Genomic DNA, 20,449 nt, shown 5'->3' with positions numbered 1-20,449 from the left:
TGAATCGACATCAGAGGTCTTGACAACTCGATTGGTCTGGACCAGTTTATCGGCCAGCGGTGGCACCGTCCCCCGGTCGTCCTCCCACGGCGACTCCCACGGCACCCCCGCGCGAACCCCACGCAGAACCCGCACGGACCACGCAGAACCGCACGGACCCCCCGGCGCACCCCCGCCACCACCCCGACTCCCCCCGGAGGATGCAGTGGAACGCAGCGCAGGCAGAAGGCACCGCAGGCCCTACACCCGTCCCGCGCTCGGCGCGGCCATGGCCGTCGTCGCGGCGGGCGCGCTGACCGTCACCGGCCTCGTGAGCAACGCGGAGGCCGCCGACGTCAACGTGGCCAAGAACGCGGGCTTCGAGTCCGGCCTCACCAACTGGACCTGTACGGCCGGCAGCGGGGCTGCCGTCTCCTCACCGGTGCACGGCGGCAGCTCCGCGCTCAAGGCGACCCCGGCCGGGCTGGACAACGCGCAGTGCAGCCAGACCGTCGCGGTGAAGCCCAACTCGACGTACGCGTTGTCCTCCTGGGTGCAGGGCAGCTACGTCTACCTGGGCGTGAGCGGCACCGGCACCACGGACGTCTCCACCTGGACGCCCAGCTCCACCGGCTGGTCCCAGCTCGCCACGAGCTTCACGACGGGCTCCTCCACCACCTCGGTGACCGTGTACACCCACGGCTGGTACGGCCAGCCCGCCTACTACGCGGACGACATCTCGGTCACCGGCCCGGACGGCGGCGGCGGCACCGACCCGGCCCCGACGGTCCCGGCCACGCCGGCGGGTCTCGCCTCGGGCTCCAAGACCTCGTCCTCCGTGTCGCTCTCCTGGAACTCCGTCTCCGGGGCCACCGGTTACACGGTCTACAAGGACGGCGCGAAGGCCACCACCTCGACCGGGACCTCGGCGACGATCTCCGGGCTCTCCGCCGACACCGCGTACTCCTTCGCGGTGAGCGCGACCAACGCGGCGGGCGAGTCCGCCAAGTCGAGTGCGATCAGCGTTCGTACGTCCACCTCGGGCACCACCAACCCGCCGCCGTCGACCACGGTGCCGAAGCACGCGGTGACCGGCTACTGGCAGAACTTCAACAACGGCGCGACCGTCCAGAAGCTCAGCGACGTGCCGTCCGCCTACGACATCATCGCGGTCTCCTTCGCGGACGCCACGTCCACGCCGGGCGCCGTCTCCTTCACGCTGGACTCGGCCGGCCTGAACGGCTACACCGTCGACCAGTTCAAGGCCGACATCAAGGCGAAGCAGGCCGCCGGCAAGAACGTCATCATCTCGGTCGGCGGTGAGAAGGGCGCGGTCGCGGTCAACAGCGACGCCTCCGCCACCGCCTTCGCCGACTCGGTCTACTCGCTGATGCAGACGTACGGCTTCAACGGCGTCGACATCGACCTGGAGAACGGCCTCAACTCCACGTACATGACGAAGGCGTTGCGCGCGCTCTCCACCAAGGCGGGCTCGGGCCTGGTCATCACCATGGCCCCGCAGACCATCGACATGCAGTCGACGTCCGGCGAGTACTTCAAGACGGCCCTGAACGTCAAGGACATCCTGACCGTCGTCAACATGCAGTACTACAACAGCGGTTCGATGCTCGGCTGCGACGGCAAGGTCTACTCGCAGGGTTCGGTGGACTTCCTCACCGCGCTCGCCTGCATCCAGCTGGAGGGCGGCCTCGACGCCTCGCAGGTCGGTCTCGGGGTTCCCGCCTCGACCCGCGGTGCGGGCAGCGGCTACGTCGCCCCGTCGATCGTGAACGCGGCGCTCGACTGCCTCGCCAAGGGCACCAGCTGTGGTTCGTTCAAGCCGGCCAAGACCTACCCGGCGCTGCGCGGCGCGATGACCTGGTCCACCAACTGGGACGCCACCGCGGGCAACGCCTGGTCGAGCGCGGTCGGCGCGCACGTCCACGCCCTGCCGTAACGTCCCGGCGCCCGTAGCACCCGGCCGGACAAACCGGCGCGGCCACCCGGCCGGGGCCACACCGTCGAAAAGCGTCACCGCTCCCCCGGTGGCGCTTTTCGGCGTTCCGGGAGAGCGGTGGGTGCCCGCGAGGTGACTCAGCCGAGGACGGCGAGCGCGTCGATCTCGATGAGCAGGCCCTTGGGCAGACCGACGTAGACCGTGGTGCGCGCGGCGGCGGGGGCCTTGAGTCCCTGCTCCTCGAAGTACGCGTTGTAGATCTCGTTCATCTCGGCGAAGTGGTCCACGTCCGTGAGGTAGACGCGCATCATCATCACGTCGTCCCAGCCGGCGCCGCCCTCCTCCAGGATCGCCTTGACATTGGCGAAGGTCTGGAGGGTCTGCTCGCGCAGGGTCGGGCCCGCCGGGGTCGGGGCCTGGCCCTCGACCGCCGGGAGGAAGCCGACCTGGCCGGCGACCTGGAGGATGTTCCCCTTCTTCACGCCGTGCGAGAACTTCGCGGGCGGGGTGGTGTGGGTGCTGGGGATGAGGGCGGTCTTCTCGGTCATGGGGTGTCCTTCGACTGTGCGGTGTACAGAAATACGGTGACGTACAGGGATGCGGAATCGCGGTGTGTATCGGTACGCAGGGCGCCCGGGGGCTCTCTACGGCGGGGATACGGCCGTGCCCGAGTACTCCCGGCTGATGGCGTCGGCGGTGCGGCGCAGCAGCGGCAGCAGGGCGAGGAGTTCCTCGGCGGTGACCAGGACGTTCGGCGCGGAGACCGACATCGCGGCGACCACGCGTCCGTCGGCCCCCCGGACCGGGGCGCCGACGCAGTTGATGGACTCCTCGTGGCCGCCGAGGTCGGTGGCCCAGCCCTGTTCGCGGACGACGGCGAGTTCGCGGAGGAAGGCCGCGGCGTTGGGTGTCGAACGGGACGTGTACGAGGGGTAGTCGAGCCGTTCGGCGACGGCCCGGCGCTCAGGTTCGGGAAGGTCGGCGAGGAGGAGTTTGGCGACGGCGGCGACGGACATGGCGACGGTCTTGCCGATGCGCGAGTACATCCGGACCGGGTAGCGGCTGTCCACCTTGTCGATGTAGAGGACCTCGCCCTCCTCGTACACGGCGAGGTGGACGGTGTGGCCGCACTGTTCGTTGAGGTCGACCAGGTGCGGGTGGGCGATCTCGCGGACGTCGAGGTTCTCGACGGCTTCCTGGGCGAGGGCGAAGAGGCGGGCGCCGAGCCGGTAGCGCTGGTCCTCCTGGCGGTAGACGAGCCCGTGTTCGCGCAGGGTGCGCAGCAGCCTCAGGGCGGTGGACTTGTGGACGCCGAGCCGGTCGGCGACGCCGCCCAGGTCGGCGGGGCCCTCGGCGAGCAGCGGCAGGATGCTGAGCGCGCGGTCGACGGTCTGGCTCATCCGGCTGCTCCTTCGGCCGAGTGCGCGAAGTCGCGCCCGGCTGCCGTGCGCCCGGTCCATCCGGGGCCGAGTCGCAGTCTCCCCCAGTCCTCGTCGTCCAGCGCGGCGAGCCGGTCGGCGTGGGCGCGGGCCGGGGGGCGGGTGAGATCGCCGGGGACGGTGAGGACGGCGGCGGCCATCAGGTGGCCGTGGCGGGCGCGGTCGCGTACGGGCAGTCCGCGCAGGGTGGCGGAGAGGAAGCCCGCGGCGAAGGCGTCCCCGGCGCCCACGGCGGCGACCACGTCGACGCGGAGCGCGGGGACGACGGTGGTCTCGTCGGTTCCGGGGCCGGGCGGGGTGCCTTCGGGGCGGGCGAGGACGGTGGCGCCGTCCGCGCCGTGTTTGACGACGAGGACGGTGGGTTCCGGCAGGGCGGCGCGGATGGCTTCGGGTCCGTGCACGCCCCAGGCCTCCGCCGCCTCGTCCTCGCCGACGAACACGAGGTCGGCGCCGCGTGCCAGGTCGCGCAGGACTCCGGGGCCGGCGGGGTGTCCGCGCCAGAGGCGGGGGCGGTGGTTGATGTCGAAGGAGACCAGGGGGCGGCCGGGGCGGTCGGCGGTGAGGGTGCGCAGCAGGGCGAGGCAGTCGTCGGAGAGCGCGGCGGTGATGCCGGAGAGGTGGAGGACGCGGCCGGCGAAGAGCGCGTCGTACGGGGCGTTGTGCGGGGACATCGCGGAGGCGGCGGACCCGGCGCGGTAGTAGGCGACCTCGTGGTGCGTGTCGGCGCGGTCGGCGGCGGTGCGGAAGTAGACGCCGGTGGGGCGGTCGGGGTCGCGCCGGACGGCGGAGGTGTCGACCCCGTGTCCGGCGATGGTGTCGACCAGGTGGTCGCCGAAGCCGTCCTCGCCGACCCGGCCGACCCAGGCCGTACGGTGTCCGGCTCCGGCCAGGGCGCAGGCGACGTTGGACTCGGCGCCGCCGATTCCGCGCAGGAAGGCGGGTACGTCGGCGAGGCGGCCGGGTTCGGTGGGCAGGAAGGTCACCATCGACTCGCCGAGGCAGACGACGTCGATGCCGGTGCCGTCGGCGTGGGTCGCGCTCGCGACGGCGTCCGCCGGGTCGGCCGTTCCCGTTCCCGCTCCGGTTCCGGGCACCTGGGCTCCTCGCTGGTCACTGGTCCGGCCGCCGGCCAGTGTCGACCGGCCCGCTGCTCCGCCGGCTCGTCGTTGACCCGGCGTCGGCTCGGATGTTAGACAGCCTGGAGCGACATACGCAATGAGCGTTGCAGAGGATGCAACGCTCGGAGGAATCAGGGAGAGGGGATCCGCATGGCAGCCGACGCGACATCCGGGAACGGGACCACGGGCGCCGCCGTGGCCGGTGCGGCCGAGGACGCGGCGACGGTCGCGGAGCGGTACGCCGCCGCGCTCGCCGACGAGCGGATCGACTCCCGCTTCAAGGGCCTGCCGCCGGACGCCGAGGGGCTCACCGTGGGCGCTCTCGCCGCCGAGGCGCGGCCCCTCTTCTCCGGCGGGTTCACCACCCCGCTGCTGACGCTCTCCGCCGAGTCGCTCGCCGGCAACCTCGCGCTCCTGGAGACGTACACCGAGCGCCACGGCCTGGCCTTCGCGCCGCACGGCAAGACCTCGATGTCGCCGCAGCTCTTCGCCCGCCAACTCCGCCACGGGGCCTGGGGCATCACCGCCGCCGTCCCGCACCAGGCCCGCGTCTACCGCGACCACGGCATCCGGCGGATCTTCCTCGCCAACGAGGTGGTGGACCCGGTCGCGCTGACCTGGCTGGCGGGCGAGCTCGACGCGGATCCGGAGTTCACCTTCGTCGCCTACGTCGACTCGGTGCGCGGGGTGGAGCTGATGGACGAGGCCCTGCGTGCGGCGGGTGCCCGCCGCGCGGTGGACGTGGTGGTGGAGCTGGGCGCGGGCGAGGGCGCCCGTACCGGTGTGCGTACGGAGGCGGAGTGCGCGGCGGTCGCGGACGCGGTCGCCGCCGTGTCCACGCTGCGCCTGGTCGGGGTCGCCGGGTACGAGGGCGAGGTACCGAAGGCCACGGCGGAGCGGGTCGCCGACTGGCTGCGCCGACTCGTGGCGCTGGCGGTGGAGTTCGACCGGGCCGGGCGCTTCGAGGGACTCGCCGGGGGTGAGGAGATCCTGGTGAGCGCGGGCGGCAGCGCCTGGTTCGACATGGTCGCCGAGGTGTTCGCCGACATCCCCGAACTGAGCCGTCCGGTCTGCAAGTTGCTGCGGTCGGGTGCGTACGTCAGCCACGACGACGGCCAGTACCGCAACCTCACTCCCTTCAACCGGGTCCCGGAGGAGGGGGAGTTGCGGGCCGCCTTCCGGCTCTGGACGCAGGTGGTCTCGCGCCCCACCGACGGCCAGGCGTTCGTCAACGCGGGCAAGCGGGACGCCGCCCACGACCTCCACCTCCCCGAGGCCCAGGTGATCCGTTCGGCGCGGGACGGATCGGTGCGGCCCGCCACCGGGATCACCGTCACCGGCCTTTCCGACCAGCACGGCTGGCTGGCCACCGAGCCGGGCACCGGCCTGGAGGTCGGCGACTGGGTCGGCCTGGGGCTCTCGCACCCGTGCACCTCCTTCGACAAGTGGCAGCTCATCCCGGTCGTACGGGAGGACGGCACCGTCGAGGAGTACCTGCGCACGTACTTCTGAACCCGCGCCGGGCCCACCGCACCCCGGTACCGGCGCGCAGGGCCGCACCCCGTGACGCGCCGCCCGGATCCGCCGCACCACCCGAACCGCACACCAGAACCCCCGGAGGGTCGCCATGGACCTCGTCATCCGCGACGCGCGCGTCATCGACGGCGGTGGCGGCCCGTCCTTCCGGGCGGACGTCGCCGTCGACGGCGGGCGGATCTCCGCGATCCACCCGGAGGGTGCGGCGGGCGCCCGCCCGAGCGCCCGCCGCACCCTGGACGCGGACGGCCTCGCCCTGGCCCCCGGCTTCATCGACATGCACGCCCACAGCGACCTCGCGCTGCTGCGGGACCCCGACCACAGCACCAAGGCCGCCCAGGGCGTGACGCTCGAAGTCCTGGGCCAGGACGGGCTGTCGTACGCCCCCGTGGACGACCGCACGCTCGCCGAGGTGCGCCGGACCATCGCCGGGTGGAACGGCGACGGCGAGGACATCGACTTCGACTGGCGCACGGTCGGCGAGTATCTCGACCGGCTGGACCGGAACTTCGGCGGCGAGGGCATCGCCGTCAACGCCGCCTACCTGGTCCCGCAGGGCACCGTCCGGATGTACGCGGTGGGCTGGGAGGACCGGCCCGCGACCGGGGCCGAGCTGGACCGGATGCGCGGACTCGTCGCCCAGGGCATGCGGGAGGGCGCGGTCGGCATGTCGTCCGGGCTGACGTACACCCCGGGGATGTACGCGGACGACGCCGAACTCACCGCGCTGTGCCGGGTGGTGGCCGATCACGGCGGCTACTGGTGCCCGCACCACCGCTCGTACGGGGCCGGCGCCCTGGAGGCGTACGAGGAGATGATCCGGCTCACCCGCACGGCGGGGTGCGCGCTCCATCTCGCCCACGCCACCATGAACTTCGGGGTGAACGAGGGACGTGCGCCCGAGCTGCTCGACCTGCTCGACCGGGCGCTGGACGAGGGCGCCGACATCTCCCTGGACACGTATCCGTACACCCCCGGCTGCACCACGCTGGTGGCGATGCTGCCGAGCTGGGCGAGCGAGGGCGGCCCGGAGACGACCCTGGCCCGGCTCGCGGACCCGGTGGTCGCCGCGCGGATCCGCCACGATCTGGAGGTCACCGGATCGGACGGCTGCCACGGGGTGCCGATCGACTGGGACACCATCGAGATCTCCGGCGTCACCGTCCCCGGGCTGTCCGGGTACGTGGGGCACACGGTCGCCGCCTCGGCACGGAAGCGCGGCGAGGAGCCGTGGACGACCGCGCGGCGGCTGCTCGACCAGGACCGCCTCGGCTCCACGATCCTCCAGCACGTGGGGCACGAGGAGAACGTCCGGCGGATCATGCGCCACCGGGTGCACACCGGCGGCAGCGACGGAATCCTGCGGGGCGACAAGCCGCACCCGCGGGCGTACGGCACCTTCCCGCACTATCTCGGGCACTACGCGAGGGAGTTGGGGGTGCTCGGCCTGGAGGAGTGCGTGGCCCATCTGACCTCACGGCCGGCGGCAAGGCTGCGGCTGACGGACCGGGGGCTGGTCCGCACCGGGTACCGCGCGGACCTCGTACTCTTCGATCCTTCGACGGTGGCGGCGGGTTCGACCTTCGAGGCGCCCCGGACCCTGCCGGTGGGCATCCCGCACGTGCTGATCGACGGCCGGTTCGTCATCGAGGACGGTCGCAGGACCCAGGTGCTGGCGGGCCGTTCGGTCCGCTCGACCGGTCGCTGACCCGGAAGCACGCGCGTCCCCGGGCCGCTCCGAGGCCCGGGGACGCGCCAGGAACCACTGCGTTACGGCCTGGGCAGGACGCAGCCGGTGCGGGTGAGGTCGATGACGCTGCCGGGGCCGACGCAGGGCACGATGCCGTAGGTCTCCTGGGCGTAGTTGATGCCCTGGCGCACGGTGACCGTGCCGTTGGCGTCGACCTCGCACGGGTTGTTCTCCGTGCACTGCTCGCCGTCCTCGTTGCCGGTGTTGTTGACGGCGACGACCTTGCCGGTCGCGTTGTCGATCACCGGGGAGCCGGAGGTACCGCCGATGGTCTGGCAGGCGGAGGTGTAGCGGACCGAGTCCTTCCAGGTCCAGGCGCCTTCCTTGAGACGGTAGACGAAGCCGTCCACGGCGCAGGAGTAGGTCCGCTTCCAGTAGCCGGACGCGACGGTGATCGCGGTGCCCTGGACGGGGTGCGTGGCGGAGAGCTCCAGCGCCTTGATGCCGTAGCTGCTCTCTATCTGGGCGTAGGTGCGGGTGAGCTGGTAGAGCGAGATGTCGGTGTCGGTCATCGTGCCGTAGGCGATCTTGCTGGCGCGCAGGGTGCCGACGCCGGTGCCCGCCGCGTTGAGCAGGGTGAAGGAGCGGGTGGACGCGCGGTTGAGGATGACCTGCCCGGCGGCCGGGAAGCCCGTCTCCAGGCAGTGCCCGTTGGAGAGGACCAGCGCGGGGTCGGTGGGCAGCGCGGTGGGGGTACGGACGACGGAGCCGGAACAGTTGCTGAGCGCCACGGTGCCGGCGAAGCCGACCGCCTGGACACCGGCGACGGCCGGGGCGGCGGACACTCCGGCGCGGGCGGCCGGGGCGGACTTGCCGACGGACGCGGACGCCGGGGAGGCGTGCGCCCCGGAATCGGCGGCGGCGACCGCGGGCACCGCGCCGGCGCCGAGCAGCAGGGCGCTCAGGAGCGCGGCGACGAGAGGCTTCTTCATGGGGGGGTCCCCTCCGATGACCTGGCGCGCGGACCCGCCGGGGTCGGCCGGCCCGCACACGCGCGACCGGAGATCTTCCGGCCTTGGCATGAGCATGTTCACGTACCGGACGTGCCCCCACAAGGGGCGAAATCAAGCCGCGCACCGCGGGCCCGATCGCCCTCTTGGCGCACCCGCACCGGCCCGCCGGTCCGCCTGACGCGCCGCTGACGCCCCACCCCCTCAAGAGCGGCGGTGGCCGGGTTCAGGCCCCGGCCGCCGCCGCCTCCCTGGCGTAGGTCACGGCCTGGAGGAGCGAGAGCCCCGGCTCGGCCCGGCGTAGCGCCTTGATGGCCTCGGTGGAGTCGGCGGGTCCCGTGAAGCCGGAGGCGGTGAGCCGTTCGCGCACCCAGCGGACCCGCAGCTCCCCCTCGGGGCGGCCGGTGTACCGCCCGACGAGGGCGAGCGCGCGCTCCAGGCCGGGCCGGTCGGTGTCCGCCGCGGAGGCCAGTTCCTCGCGCAGCGCGGCGAGGACTTCGTCGACGTCGTGCAGGACGAGGACGGCGAGGTGGTTCTTCGTGAGGAGTCCCATGCCCGCACCCTTCCCGGGTGCCGCGGCCCCCGTGCGCGAGTTGAGCGAGATCTGAGGCGGCCCCTTCGTACGCGCGTACGCACCGACGCCGGCCGGTCCCACGCGTGTGCGAGCGGGCGGCCCGGGTGGCGCATCTCACCCGTGCTCGCGGCGCGCACCCGTATTCCAAGCCGCACCACCGGGACGACCTGACGTTCCCACGGCTCACCCGCCCGGCCGCATGGCGATGGAAGCCTCGGCGGCCGGCCGGCACGTCGCCGGAGGCGCCGCCGGGCGGTGAGCTCCGAGCACGCCGCGAAACACCGCCGTAAGCTCGCGGACATGCAGGTCATCCAGTCCACGAAGCTCGCCAACGTCTGCTACGAGATCAGGGGCCCCGTGCTGGAGGAGGCGATGCGGCTGGAAGCGGCCGGTCAGCGCATCCTCAAGCTGAACACGGGCAACCCGGCGGCGTTCGGTTTCGAGTGCCCGCCCGAGATCCTCGAAGACATCCTGCGCAACGTCGCGGGGGCGCACGGATACGGCGACGCGAAGGGCCTGCTGTCCGCGCGCCGCGGTGTGATGCAGCACTACCAGACCAAGGGCATCCCGCTGGACGTCGAGGACATCTATCTCGGCAACGGGGTCTCCGAGCTGATCCAGATGTCGATGCAGGCCCTGCTGGACGACGGCGACGAGGTCCTCGTACCGGCGCCCGACTACCCGCTCTGGACCGCCTCGGTCTCTCTGGCGGGCGGTACCGCGGTGCACTACCGCTGCGACGAGCAGGCCGACTGGATGCCGGACCTCGCCGACATCGAGCGGAAGATCACGGACCGCACCAAGGCCATCGTGATCATCAATCCGAACAATCCGACCGGCGCCGTCTACGACGACGAGATGCTGCGCGGGCTGACGGAGATCGCGCGGCGCCACTCCCTGGTGGTCTGCTCGGACGAGATCTACGACCGCATCCTGTACGACGGCGCCACCCACACGCCGACCGCGGCGATCGCCCCGGACCTGCTGGTCCTCACCTTCAACGGGCTGTCCAAGAACTACCGGGTGGCCGGGTACCGCTCCGGCTGGCTGGCGGTGTGCGGCCCGAAGGAGCACGCCTCCTCGTACATCGAGGGGCTGACCATCCTCGCCAACATGCGGCTCTGCGCCAACATGCCCGCACAGCACGCGGTGGCTGCGGCCCTCGGCGGCCGGCAGTCGATCGACGATCTGGTGCTGCCGGGCGGCCGGATCCTGGAGCAGCGGGACGTGGCGTACGACCTGCTGACGCAGATCCCCGGGGTGACCTGCGTGAAGCCGAAGGGCGCCCTGTACCTCTTCCCCCGGCTCGACCCGAAGGTCTACAAGATCAAGGACGACCGGCAGATGGTGCTGGACCTGCTGCGGGCCGAGAAGATCATGGTGGTGCACGGCACCGGGTTCAACTGGACGGAACCCGACCACTTCCGGGTGGTCACCCTGCCCTCGGCGGAGGACCTCCGGGACGCGGTGACCCGGATCGCGCACTTCCTGGACGGCTACAGCCAGCCCTGAGCCCGCGCCCGGGCCGTGCTGGCCGTGCTGGCCGTGCCGGCCGTGCCGGCCGTGCCGAACGGCCGGGTCAGGCGGTCGGGACCAGGCGGTGCGTGCCGGTGGCCGCCGACAGTGCCTCGGCGTGCGCGTCCATCCGTTCCGCGGCGAGGATCGCCACGGTGGTGTCGGCGCGCGACGCCGCCACCACGAGCGCCCGGCCCGCGAGGGAGTGGGCGCGGCGGTGCAGGGCCGCGGGCGGGGCGTCGATCAGCCCGGCGTGCCGGGCCGGGGGCGCGCCGCGCAGCCGCGACACCTGCTCGGCGATGCGGTCTCCGTCCGCGTCGAGCCCCAGCTCGTCGGTGACGGAGAGCAGCGCGGCGAGGTGACCCGCGAGCTGGATGTCCAGCTCTTCCTCGCGGCTGCGGTGCGGGAATCCGGCGGTGTCGGCCGGCGTGTGGACCGACGGAGTACGGATCGGCTCGTACATGGGTGGCCTCCAGGGTCTGCTGGAAAACCATCCTATCTTGGAATCAGTCTAAAGTTGTCTGCGATCTCGACCTGTGGACGGACCCGGGCGGGGGGTGACCGGCCCGCTCTCCGGCCACCCCCGCCCACCGCGCTCAGACGGGCTTGCGGACCCGGACGGTCGCCGTGGCCATGCTCGCGAGGTGCAGGTCGTCGCCGGCGTAGCCGACCTCGTAGGTCACCTCACCGTTGGCTCCGGGGATGTCGTCGACGGTGAAGGTGCCGTTCGCGGCGACGGCGGCCGAGGTCAGCGTGCCGGTGCCCCTCTTGTCGGTACGTACGACGGAGAGCGTGATCCCGGCCGGCAGTGCGCGGCCCTGTCCGGTGAGGGTGCCGGTGATCCGCAGGCCGACACCCTTGGTGCCCTCCGCCGGGGCGGTCAGCGCGATCGCGGTCGGGGCCTTCGCCACCTCGGTCTCCAGGGAGACGTCCTCGGTCGGGCGGTGGGTCAGGTCGCCGGTGAAGGAGACCGTGTACGTGGCCGGGCCGACCACCGACGGCACGTCCAGCACGGTGAACGTGCCATCGGCGTCGACCTCGGCGGCGGCGAGCGTACGGTCGCCGCCCGCGTCGTGGCGTACGGCCGTCACCTTGACCGGCTGCGCGGGTGCGGGCCCGTCGATCTCCAGCCGGCCCCGGATGCCGAGGGGCTCACCGACCACGGGCTGGGCCGCACTGGTGGAGAGGCCGCCGGCGAAGCGGGTGTCGTACTGGGCGGCGGGCGGCTGGATGATGTGCAGCCAGTACTCGTATCCGTTGCCGCCGTTGGTGACGGCGAAGAGGCGGGAGCCGTCCTCGGACCAGGCGAGTCCGCGCGGCTGGACCTTGTTCCCGTCGAGCGCGCCCTCGAAGGCGAACTCCAGCGGGGGTGTGGTGTCGGCCGGGTCGGCGGCCTGGACCAGCAGGTCGGCGGTGGAGCCGGTGGCGGCGGCGCCCCGCGCGATGTACTTCCCGTCGCCGCTGAAGGCGACCGCGGCGGCCACGGCCCCCGCGGGCAGCGGCTGGTAGGCGGTGGCGGCGTCGGAGAGGTCGTCCGCGTCGAGCAGCCGGGTGCCGGCGATGGCGTCGGCGACCGCGATCCGCTTGCCGTCCGGGGACTGGGCGACGTCCCGCATGTCCAGGCCGCCCTGGCCGGCGCTGTCGGCGAACCGGCGTTCGGCGTTACGGACCAGGGTGGTGCCGCTCGCGTCGAAGACGGTGAGGAAGGGGTCGGTCACGGTGGTCCCCCGGGGCTGGGCCATGATCAGCCGGTCCGGGTTCTGCGGGGAGCCGAAGAGCCGCAGCCGGCCGGTGGCGTTCCAGCCGGTCGCGGTGGTCCTGCCGTCGGCCGTCCCGAAGAGGGTGTACGTCCGGTTGTCGCAGTCGCTGTCGCCCGAGGTCTCGGTGTACCAGACCCGGCCGCCGGCGAAGCCCGCGTCACGGGGGCAGTAGACGTCGTAGTTCCCGTAGTAGCGCGCGGTCCTGGCGTAGGTGGCGGTGTCGAAGGAGATCACGCCGGAGGTCTGGGCGACCTCGAGGGTGGCCCCGTCCGGACTGAGTGCCAGCGAGGAGGGCGCGTCGTCGGTCGCCAGCGTGGCGACCCTCGCCCCGTCGAAGTCGAAGACGTGGACGGAGCCCGCGCCGGAGCTCCTGCGGTCGTCACTGACGTAGACGCGCTGGTGGGCCGAGTCGACGACCAGCGCCCCGAACGAGCTGATCGGCAGCTTGGCGACCTGCTCCCCGGCCGCCCCGGTGTCCGTCCCGGCGGCCTGCGCGACGGGCGCGGCGAGTGCGGTCAGGCCGACCGCGCCGAGCGAGAGGGCGGTGACCGCCGCGGCGACCCGCAAGCGGAGCCATGAGTTCCTCAACTTACTTCCCCCACAAGCTTGTTGACACCACCGGGCGACTCCCGGAGGCGTGTGGAGAAAGAGTAGCTCTCGTGAACATGCAGTACGCAAGAGGTTGTTGTGAACCGGCGTGTCACGCGAATTCACCGCGCCCCTTGAAACATCCGCGCCCGCAACGACGCACGGCCCCCGGAACCGCTGCGGTTCCGGGGGCCGTTCACGTACGAAAGCGGGCTCGGCCCGTTCGGTTCACCCCAGGCGCTGGACCAACGCCCGGTACTCGTCCCACAGTTCCTTCGGCGTGTGGTCGCCGAAGGTGTTGAGGTGCTCGGGGACCAGCGCCGCCTCCTCGCGCCAGACCTCCTTGTCGACGGTGAGAAGGAAGTCCAACTCGGCCTCGGTGAGCCCGAGTCCGTCCGTGTCGATCGATCCCTTGGCCGGCAGGATGCCGATCGGCGACTCGACGCCCTCCGCCTTGCCCTCCAGGCGCTCCACGATCCACTTGAGCACCCGGCTGTTCTCGCCGAACCCGGGCCAGACGAACCGGCCCGTGTCGTCCTTGCGGAACCAGTTCACGTAGTAGATCTTCGGCAGCTTCGACTGGTCGGGCTTGTCCGCACCCACCTTGATCCAGTGGTTCATGTAGTCGCCCATGTTGTAGCCGCAGAACGGCAGCATGGCGAACGGGTCGCGGCGCAGCTCGCCGACCTTGCCCTCGGCGGCGGCGGTCTTCTCGGAGGCGACGTTGGCACCGAGGAAGACGCCGTGCTGCCAGGTGAAGGACTCGGTGACCAGCGGTACCGCGGTGGCGCGGCGCCCACCGAAGAGGATGGCCGAGATCGGCACGCCCTTCGGGTCCTCCCACTCGGGGGCGATGATCGGGCACTGGCCGGCCGGGACGGTGAAGCGGGCGTTGGGATGGGCGGCGGGGACGCCGGACTCGGGCGTCCAGTCGTTGCCCTTCCAGTCGGTGAGGTGCGCGGGCGGCTCCTCGGTCATGCCCTCCCACCAGACGTCGCCGTCGTCGGTGAGCGCGACGTTGGTGAAGACGGAGTTGCCCCACATCGTCTTCATCGCGTTGGCGTTGGTGTGCTCGCCGGTGCCGGGCGCGACACCGAAGAAGCCGGCCTCGGGGTTGATCGCGTAGAGCCGGCCGTCCTCGCCGAAGCGCATCCAGGCGATGTCGTCGCCGATGGTCTCGACGCTCCAGCCGGAGATGGTGGGCTCCAGCATCGCGAGGTTGGTCTTGCCGCAGGCGCTCGGGAACGCGGCGGCGACGTACTTCGCCTCCCCGCGCGGCGGCGTGATTTTGAGGATCAGCATGTGCTCGGCGAGCCAGCCCTCGTCGCGCGCCATGACGGAGGCGATGCGCAGCGCGTAACACTTCTTGCCCAGCAGGGCGTTGCCGCCGTAGCCGGAGCCGTACGACCAGATCTCGCGGTCCTCGGGGAAGTGCGAGATGTACTTGGTGGGGTTGCACGGCCACGGCACGTCCCGCTCCCCCTCCGAGAGCGGGGCGCCGAGGGTGTGCACCGCCTTGACGAAGAAGCCGTCGGCGCCGAGTTCGTCGAGGACCTCCCGCCCCATCCGCGTCATGGTGCGCATGGAGACGGCGACATAGGCGGAGTCGGTGAGTTCCACGCCGATCGCCGAGAGCGGGGAGCCGACCGGGCCCATGCAGAAGGGCACGACGTAGAGGGTGCGGCCGCGCATCGAGCCCCGGAAGACGCCCTGTTCGCCGGAGAAGATCTCCCGCATCTCGGCGGGATCCTTCCAGTGGTTGGTCGGGCCCGCGTCCGACTCCTTCGCGGAGCAGATGAAGGTGCGGTCCTCGACGCGGGCGACGTCGCTCGGATCGGAGGCGGCGTAGTAGGAGTTGGGGCGCAGCGTCGGGTCCAGCTTCGTGAACGTGCCCTTGGCGACGAGCTCCTCGCACAGGCGCTCGTACTCGGCTTCTGAACCGTCGCACCAGACCACACGGTCCGGCTGGGTGAGAGCCGCGATCTCGTCGACCCAGGAGACGAGCTCCTGGTGCCGGGTGGGAAGAGGGGAGGGAGCCGCGATGTCGCGCGCCACGATCGCTCCTTGTCGAGGGTGGATTGCCGTTGATGCCCCGTGGGGGCTTCGACCCGGACGCTTCGACTGCGTCATCCCTGGCGCTCATCCGGTGCCGACCGCACTCATTTGATCATCCGACGGTACCGCCCATCTGTCCAGAGGGCCTCACATGTGAGCATGGCCACTCGGAGCGTGAGCATGAACGCCCCGAAACGGGCCGCGCAGCGTGGTCGCCGCCACCCGGAGCGTGACCACCGCCACTCATAGGCAGCACTTACGGAGGCGTAGGTAGCATGCGGACATGACTGCTGCCGGTGCGTCCGCACCCGAAACCGCCGTCCTGGACGCCGTGCCTCTCAAGCCACGGATGCGCGGCTGGCTGCACGCCGGCATGTTCCCCGCGGTGGTGGTCGCCGGACTGGCGCTCATCACGCTCACGGACAGCACCAAGGGACGGATCGCCTGCGCGGTGTACGTCCTCAGCGCCTGCCTGCTCTTCGGCGTGAGCGCGGTCTACCACCGCGGCACCTGGGGCCCGCGCGGCGAGGCGGTGCTCCGCCGGCTGGACCACGCGAACATCTTCCTGATCATCGCGGGCACGTACACACCGCTCACCCTGCTCCTGCTGCCGGATTCCACCGGGCGGCCCCTGCTGTGGGCGGTCTGGGCGGCGGCGCTGGCGGGGATAGCGTTCCGGGTGTTCTGGGTCGGCGCCCCGCGCTGGCTGTACACGCCCTGCTACATCGCGATGGGCTGGGCGGCGGTCTTCTTCCTGCCGGACTTCATGCGGGCCGGCGGCGTCGCCGTCCTGGTCCTGGTCGTCGTCGGCGGAGTGCTCTACAGCGTGGGAGGCGTGATCTACGGCCTCAAGAAGCCGAACCCCTCACCGCGCTTCTTCGGCTTCCACGAGGTCTTCCACTCGCTGACCCTGGCCGCGTTCATCGCCCACTACGTGGGCATCTCGCTCGTCGCCTACCAGCACGGCTGAACGGCCCGTCCGCCCGTCCGGCCGAGCGGCCGAGCGGCCGAACCGTTCCTCCTGAACCCATTCGACCCCTGTGGCCACAGCCACAGGGGTCGTCCCGTCACCGGGTCGGGGCCGGAACTCAGCCGCCCAGCCGCCGGGTCAGCTCCTCCGCGTCCGTGGTCGGGGTCTCGCAGACGAAGTGGCGGCAGACGTACGCGGTCGGCTCGCCGCCCACCAGCGCCCGGTCCACCAGCAGCGGGAACTCCCCGCCGCCCGGCTCCCCCACCGCGACGACCGCGCCGGGCGCCCGGCCCAGCAGCGCCGTACGGTGCAGCTCACCGCCGACCGGACCGGCGACCGCCACCTCGCGCGGCCCGTCGAGCAGCGCCTCGGCGACGGCCAGCCCCCAGCCCACGAACCGTGGGGCGCGCGGCCCGAGCGCCTTCACCACCTGGAGTGCACCCTCGGCCGCCGTGCGGTGCGGCTCGGATCCGGTGTGCGCCGCGTACGACAGGAGGGCACCGGCCGCCGCCGTCCAGCCGGACGGGGTGGCGTTGTCGGTGGGGTCCTGCGGGCGGCGGATCAGCTTCTCGGCGTCGTCCGCCGTGTCGTAGAGCTGCCCGCCCTCCCCCGTGAACCGGGTCAGCACCACGTCGAGCAGCAGCCCGGCGAACTCCAGCCAGACCCCCTCACCGGTCACCGACGACAGCGCGAGGAACCCCTCGGCGACGTCCGCGTAGTCCTCCAGCACCCCGCTGTTCCCGCCGGCCCGCCCCTCCATCGAGGTGCGGCAGAGCCGGCCGTTCTCGCCCATGTGTACGCGTACCAGCAGGTCGGCGGCCTCCGTGGCCCGCTCGACCAGGTCGGGCCGGTCGAAGTACGCGCCGGTCTCGGCCAGCGCCGCGACGGCCAGGCCATTCCAGGCGGCGACCACCTTGTCGTCCCGCCCCGGACGGGGCCGCAGCTCCCGGGCTGCCAGCAGCCGGGCCCGCACGGAAGCGATCCGCTCGGCGTCGGGGTCGGGGTCGGTGTCGATGTCGATGTCGATGTCGGTGTCGGTGTCGGTGTCGGTGTCGGGGGTGTCCTCGTCCGCCCGCGCCCCCGCCGTACCGGCGTCGAGCCGGAGCACCGAGGAACCCTCCTCGAAGGTGCCCTTCTCGGTCACCCCGAAGCGGGCGGCGGCGAACGCCCCGTCCTCCTCGCCCAGCACCTCGGTCAGCTGCGCCGGGGTCCAGACGTAGAACGCGCCCTCCACGTGCCGGCCCTCGGCGTCCTCGCTGTCGGCGTCCAGCGCGGAGGCGAAGCCGCCCTCGGTGGTCCGCAGTTCGCGGACCAGGAAGTCGGCCGTCTCCAGCGCCACCCGACGGGCCAGGTCCGACCCGGTCGACCGCCACAGGTGGGCGTACACGCGGCAGAGCAGCGCGTTGTCGTACAACATCTTCTCGAAGTGCGGAACGGTCCACTCCCGGTCCACCGCGTACCGGGCGAACCCGCCGCCGAGCTGGTCGTAGATGCCGCCCATGGCCATCGCCGCGCAACTGTCCGCGGCCATCTGCAGGGCCCCCTCGGAGCCGGTACGGGCATGGTGCCGCAGCAGGAACTCGATCGCCATCGACGGCGGGAACTTCGGCGCACCGCCGAACCCCCCGTGCGTGTCGTCGTAGTCCCGGGTCAGCCCCAGCAGCGCCCGCCCGAGGTCCGACTCGTCCGGCACGCCCTGCCCGCCGTGCGCCAGCGACCGCCCGGCCAGATCCGCCACGATGTGCCCGGCCACCTCGGCGACCTCTCCGCGCCGGTCGGTCCACGCGGCGGTCACACCCTCCAGCACCTGCCGGAAAGACGCCATGCCGTGCCGGGGCTCGGGCGGGAAGTAGGTACCGAAGTAGAAGGGTTCGGCCTCCGCCGTCAGGAACACGGTCATCGGCCACCCGCCCTGCCCGGTCGCCGCCTGCACCGCCTCCATGTACACGGCGTCGACGTCCGGCCGCTCCTCCCGGTCCACCTTCACCGGGACGAAGTGCTCGTTGAGGTAGGTGGCGAGCGCCTCGTCCTCGAAGGACTCGTGTGCCATGACGTGGCACCAGTGGCAACTGGCATACCCGACGCTGAGCAGCACGGGTACGTCACGGCGCTTGGCTTCCTCGAACGCCCCGGGCGACCACGGCCACCAGTCGACGGGGTTCTCGGCGTGCTGCTGCAGGTACGGGGAGGTCGCATTCGCCAACCGGTTCATGCCTGCCAGTCTGGCACCCGAGCGGGGAGAGATCCCGCGTGGCACTCGGAACAGCTGCCTGATCGTCAAGCCTCAGGCGCACGATCCGATTCAAGCGGGCGACGCCACCATTCGGTGGCTTTGAAGCAACCCATGAGCCAATGCGCTTCCGCTTCGTCGAGAATGATGCTCCCGATGAACGGTATCTGGCCGAAGTGGAGCATCCTCTCCTCAATGGCCACAGGCTCCCAGTCGAGATCGTGGTGGAGCAGTACGGCGAACTGCTCCCCGCGTTTCTGCCAGAAGACCATGGGCTCGCCACAGTCGTTCATGAACGGCTTGACGATGTCGTCCGGCGCGAACTCCACGTCCGCCATGTCCGCCCACCTGCCGACGCCTTCCCGCTCCCGGCGGAGGTAGCTCCGCATTCGCCACGCGAAGGCCTCGGACGCGTCATCGTCCAGCAGGGAATCCCGCTGGACGACTACGGACTTCAGTGTCTTCCGCAGTGCTTCGGCACGGCGGAGCTGACGGGTCGCGTTGGCCCAGAAGAGACCGCCCCGCTCGGGATCATGGACTACACAGAGCACGGGGAGAGTGCCGTCGCGCCAGTTGTCCCCGTGATCCCCGACCCGGACACGATGTCCCCTCCGAGTACGCACCGAGACCCCGCCCTTGACCTGCACCGCCAGGGAGTCTGCCGTCCGCTGTCCGTTCTCGACGAAGGTGACATGCAAGTCCTCTCCGTGGTCGTTAGCGCCGTCAATCTCCTGCACGATATGGCCGTGCCGCTCCAGCAAGGAACGCACCTCGTTCACAGCCATGCGTCCAACCCGCCGGCTCTCGGGCACCTTTGGCATCTCGCCCCCTCTTGATCCATTCGATCAAGGCTAGGGCAGAACACGGACGCGCAACCCGACTTCGGGGCCACCGATGGCGACTGACGTACGGCACCACGGTGTCGAGCGGCGAAGACCAGCCAGCCATTCAGCGAGCGTCGGCCTCAGGGAGGGGCAGTTCGTCCAGGTCGAGGGTGTACGTGCGCCCGTCGGACAGTTCGATGGGCAGCTTGCCCGAACCGTACTTGTGCGTGTGGGCTGCGATGTAGCCGGAGCCGGTGGGCTGGGTGTGGACGACAACCTCCGCGGCGTACGGGTCCACCACCACGTAGACCGGGATGCCGTAACGGCCGTACTTCGCGGTGCAGTCGTCGTAGTCCTTGCGCGCGGAAGAGACCGAAACCACCTCGGCGATCAGCAGCACGTCCTCGAAGCCGTAGCGCTTGCCCTGCCGCTGCGCGTCCTCCCGCAAGATCGCGAAGTCCGGAGCCGAGTTCTCGTCCGCCGGGAAGTCCAGATACACGTCGGAGGCGGTCTTCGCGTGCCGGCCGAGCGAGAGCGAGTCGATCTGCATCGACTTGATCGTGCTGGAGTGCTCGAAGCTCTGCGGAGTCATGACCACCTTCCCGTCGACACCGAAGAAGACCACGTACCCGGCTGGGAACTCGGTGCGCATGACCGCGTCGACGCTCATCAACGGCTCCTTCCTGTCGCCCTCAGAATATGACGCCCCGGACCCGCACGGGGGCGATCACGAAGAGTGTCAGCCGGGCTGGTGCCATACGCGGGCCAGTCGGTCGGCCGCCGCGGCCCCTACTCCTCAACGGCGACAGCGGGTGCGCCACCTTCCGAACACCGGCGGATGCTGGCGTACATCTCGGGCCCCCACTCAGGTGAGGCAGCCAGTTCGGCCTCCGCCCAGGCCTCTATGCTCTTGCCCAGTTCCTCATCTTACGTGTCCATGCAACTACCCCCTGGCAAAACACCAGGTCAGGACTACCTGCTTGTGTTAAGTCACTGGCACCAGTGAATCAGCGGAAGCATAAGTGGCAGGACGCATAGCCCACACTCAAGAGAACGGGCACGTCCCGCCGCTTAGCTTCCGTCATCGCCTCCTCTCCCCATGGCCACCAGTCCACTGGATTGGAGGCGTGCTGGAGCAGGTAGGGCGACTGTGCGTGAGCCAGTCTGTTCATGCCGCCTTCGTTGCACGGTCCGCCCCGGGGCG

At 71.3% G+C, this 20,449-nt stretch carries 16 protein-coding genes and 1 pseudogene; 5 read left to right on the top strand and 12 right to left on the bottom strand.

The genetic code is table 11. The features are described from left to right. Nucleotides 1–205 precede the first annotated feature (205 nt). A complete protein-coding gene (locus OHA55_RS20805) occupies nucleotides 206–1,936 on the top strand; it encodes a glycoside hydrolase family 18 protein (RefSeq protein WP_323180434.1) in 1,731 nt (576 codons plus the stop codon). Nucleotides 1,937–2,073: 137 nt separating this feature from the next. On the opposite strand, the gene OHA55_RS20800 is transcribed toward OHA55_RS20805, so the two are convergent. From OHA55_RS20800 to OHA55_RS20790, 3 genes are all read right to left on the bottom strand, one after another. Further along, complete coding sequence (locus OHA55_RS20800) at nucleotides 2,074–2,484, bottom strand: RidA family protein (RefSeq protein WP_266708484.1); 411 nt, start codon at nucleotides 2,482–2,484, stop codon at nucleotides 2,074–2,076. 96 nt (nucleotides 2,485–2,580) lie between these two features. Beyond that, nucleotides 2,581–3,336, bottom strand: coding sequence for an IclR family transcriptional regulator (locus OHA55_RS20795; protein WP_266708482.1), 756 nt, complete (start codon nucleotides 3,334–3,336; stop codon nucleotides 2,581–2,583). After that, nucleotides 3,333–4,388: a sugar kinase gene (locus OHA55_RS20790; RefSeq protein WP_266710855.1), complete on the bottom strand. Its 1,056-nt coding sequence runs from the start codon at nucleotides 4,386–4,388 to the stop codon at nucleotides 3,333–3,335. The genes OHA55_RS20795 and OHA55_RS20790 overlap by 4 nt, the downstream gene beginning before the upstream one ends. Before the next feature lie 255 nt (nucleotides 4,389–4,643). Here OHA55_RS20790 and OHA55_RS20785 point away from each other — a divergent pair, with 255 nt between their 5' ends. After that, entirely contained in the window at nucleotides 4,644–6,005 is a 1,362-nt protein-coding gene (locus OHA55_RS20785; protein ID WP_266708480.1) for an amino acid deaminase, read from the top strand. A 115-nt stretch (nucleotides 6,006–6,120) separates the two neighbouring features. Next, nucleotides 6,121–7,737: an amidohydrolase family protein gene (locus OHA55_RS20780; protein ID WP_266708478.1), complete on the top strand. Its 1,617-nt coding sequence runs from the start codon at nucleotides 6,121–6,123 to the stop codon at nucleotides 7,735–7,737. 62 nt (nucleotides 7,738–7,799) lie between these two features. Here the strand turns inward: OHA55_RS20780 and OHA55_RS20775 are convergent, their stop codons facing one another. Then, nucleotides 7,800–8,711, bottom strand: a complete 912-nt coding sequence (locus tag OHA55_RS20775; RefSeq protein WP_266708476.1) for a serine protease — start codon at nucleotides 8,709–8,711, stop codon at nucleotides 7,800–7,802. A gap of 244 nt (nucleotides 8,712–8,955) precedes the next feature. Next, nucleotides 8,956–9,282 (bottom strand): hypothetical protein, encoded by a 327-nt coding sequence (locus tag OHA55_RS20770; protein WP_266708474.1) that lies wholly within the window; start codon nucleotides 9,280–9,282, stop codon nucleotides 8,956–8,958. Nucleotides 9,283–9,603: 321 nt separating this feature from the next. On the opposite strand from OHA55_RS20770, the gene OHA55_RS20765 reads away from it, so the two are divergent. Continuing rightward, complete coding sequence (locus tag OHA55_RS20765; protein WP_266708472.1) at nucleotides 9,604–10,815, top strand: pyridoxal phosphate-dependent aminotransferase; 1,212 nt, start codon at nucleotides 9,604–9,606, stop codon at nucleotides 10,813–10,815. Nucleotides 10,816–10,882: 67 nt separating this feature from the next. Here OHA55_RS20765 and OHA55_RS20760 read toward each other — a convergent pair whose 3' ends face one another. The 3 genes from OHA55_RS20760 to OHA55_RS20750 form a co-directional block, all read right to left on the bottom strand. After that, nucleotides 10,883–11,281, bottom strand: coding sequence for a hypothetical protein (locus tag OHA55_RS20760; protein WP_266708470.1), 399 nt, complete (start codon nucleotides 11,279–11,281; stop codon nucleotides 10,883–10,885). Nucleotides 11,282–11,414: 133 nt separating this feature from the next. After that, the gene (locus tag OHA55_RS20755) at nucleotides 11,415–13,166 is read right to left on the bottom strand and encodes an Ig-like domain repeat protein (protein WP_266708468.1); all 1,752 of its coding nucleotides are present in this window, start codon (nucleotides 13,164–13,166) and stop codon (nucleotides 11,415–11,417) included. Nucleotides 13,167–13,394: 228 nt separating this feature from the next. Further along, complete coding sequence (locus OHA55_RS20750; RefSeq protein WP_266708466.1) at nucleotides 13,395–15,221, bottom strand: phosphoenolpyruvate carboxykinase (GTP); 1,827 nt, start codon at nucleotides 15,219–15,221, stop codon at nucleotides 13,395–13,397. 283 nt (nucleotides 15,222–15,504) lie between these two features. Between OHA55_RS20750 and OHA55_RS20745 the strand changes: the two genes are divergently transcribed. Next, a complete protein-coding gene (locus OHA55_RS20745) occupies nucleotides 15,505–16,191 on the top strand; it encodes a hemolysin III family protein (RefSeq protein WP_266708464.1) in 687 nt (228 codons plus the stop codon). Between the two features lie 118 nt (nucleotides 16,192–16,309). Here OHA55_RS20745 and OHA55_RS20740 read toward each other — a convergent pair whose 3' ends face one another. The 4 genes and pseudogenes from OHA55_RS20740 to OHA55_RS20725 form a co-directional block, all read right to left on the bottom strand. Continuing rightward, nucleotides 16,310–18,403, bottom strand: coding sequence for a thioredoxin domain-containing protein (locus OHA55_RS20740; RefSeq protein WP_266708462.1), 2,094 nt, complete (start codon nucleotides 18,401–18,403; stop codon nucleotides 16,310–16,312). A 65-nt stretch (nucleotides 18,404–18,468) separates the two neighbouring features. Beyond that, the gene (locus OHA55_RS20735) at nucleotides 18,469–19,206 is read right to left on the bottom strand and encodes a DUF4365 domain-containing protein (protein WP_266708460.1); all 738 of its coding nucleotides are present in this window, start codon (nucleotides 19,204–19,206) and stop codon (nucleotides 18,469–18,471) included. A 163-nt stretch (nucleotides 19,207–19,369) separates the two neighbouring features. Further along, the gene (locus OHA55_RS20730) at nucleotides 19,370–19,915 is read right to left on the bottom strand and encodes a Uma2 family endonuclease (protein WP_266708458.1); all 546 of its coding nucleotides are present in this window, start codon (nucleotides 19,913–19,915) and stop codon (nucleotides 19,370–19,372) included. 346 nt (nucleotides 19,916–20,261) lie between these two features. Further along, nucleotides 20,262–20,417 (bottom strand): annotated as a pseudogene (locus tag OHA55_RS20725) (DUF255 domain-containing protein); the annotation flags it as partial. Nucleotides 20,418–20,449: the final 32 nt, after the last annotated feature.

This window comes from Streptomyces sp. NBC_00102, from assembly GCF_026343115.1.
Classification (GTDB): Bacteria; Actinomycetota; Actinomycetes; order Streptomycetales; family Streptomycetaceae; genus Streptomyces.
The sequence above is the reverse complement of the archived record's forward strand: the minus strand, read 5'-3'. Positions and strand labels throughout refer to the sequence as shown.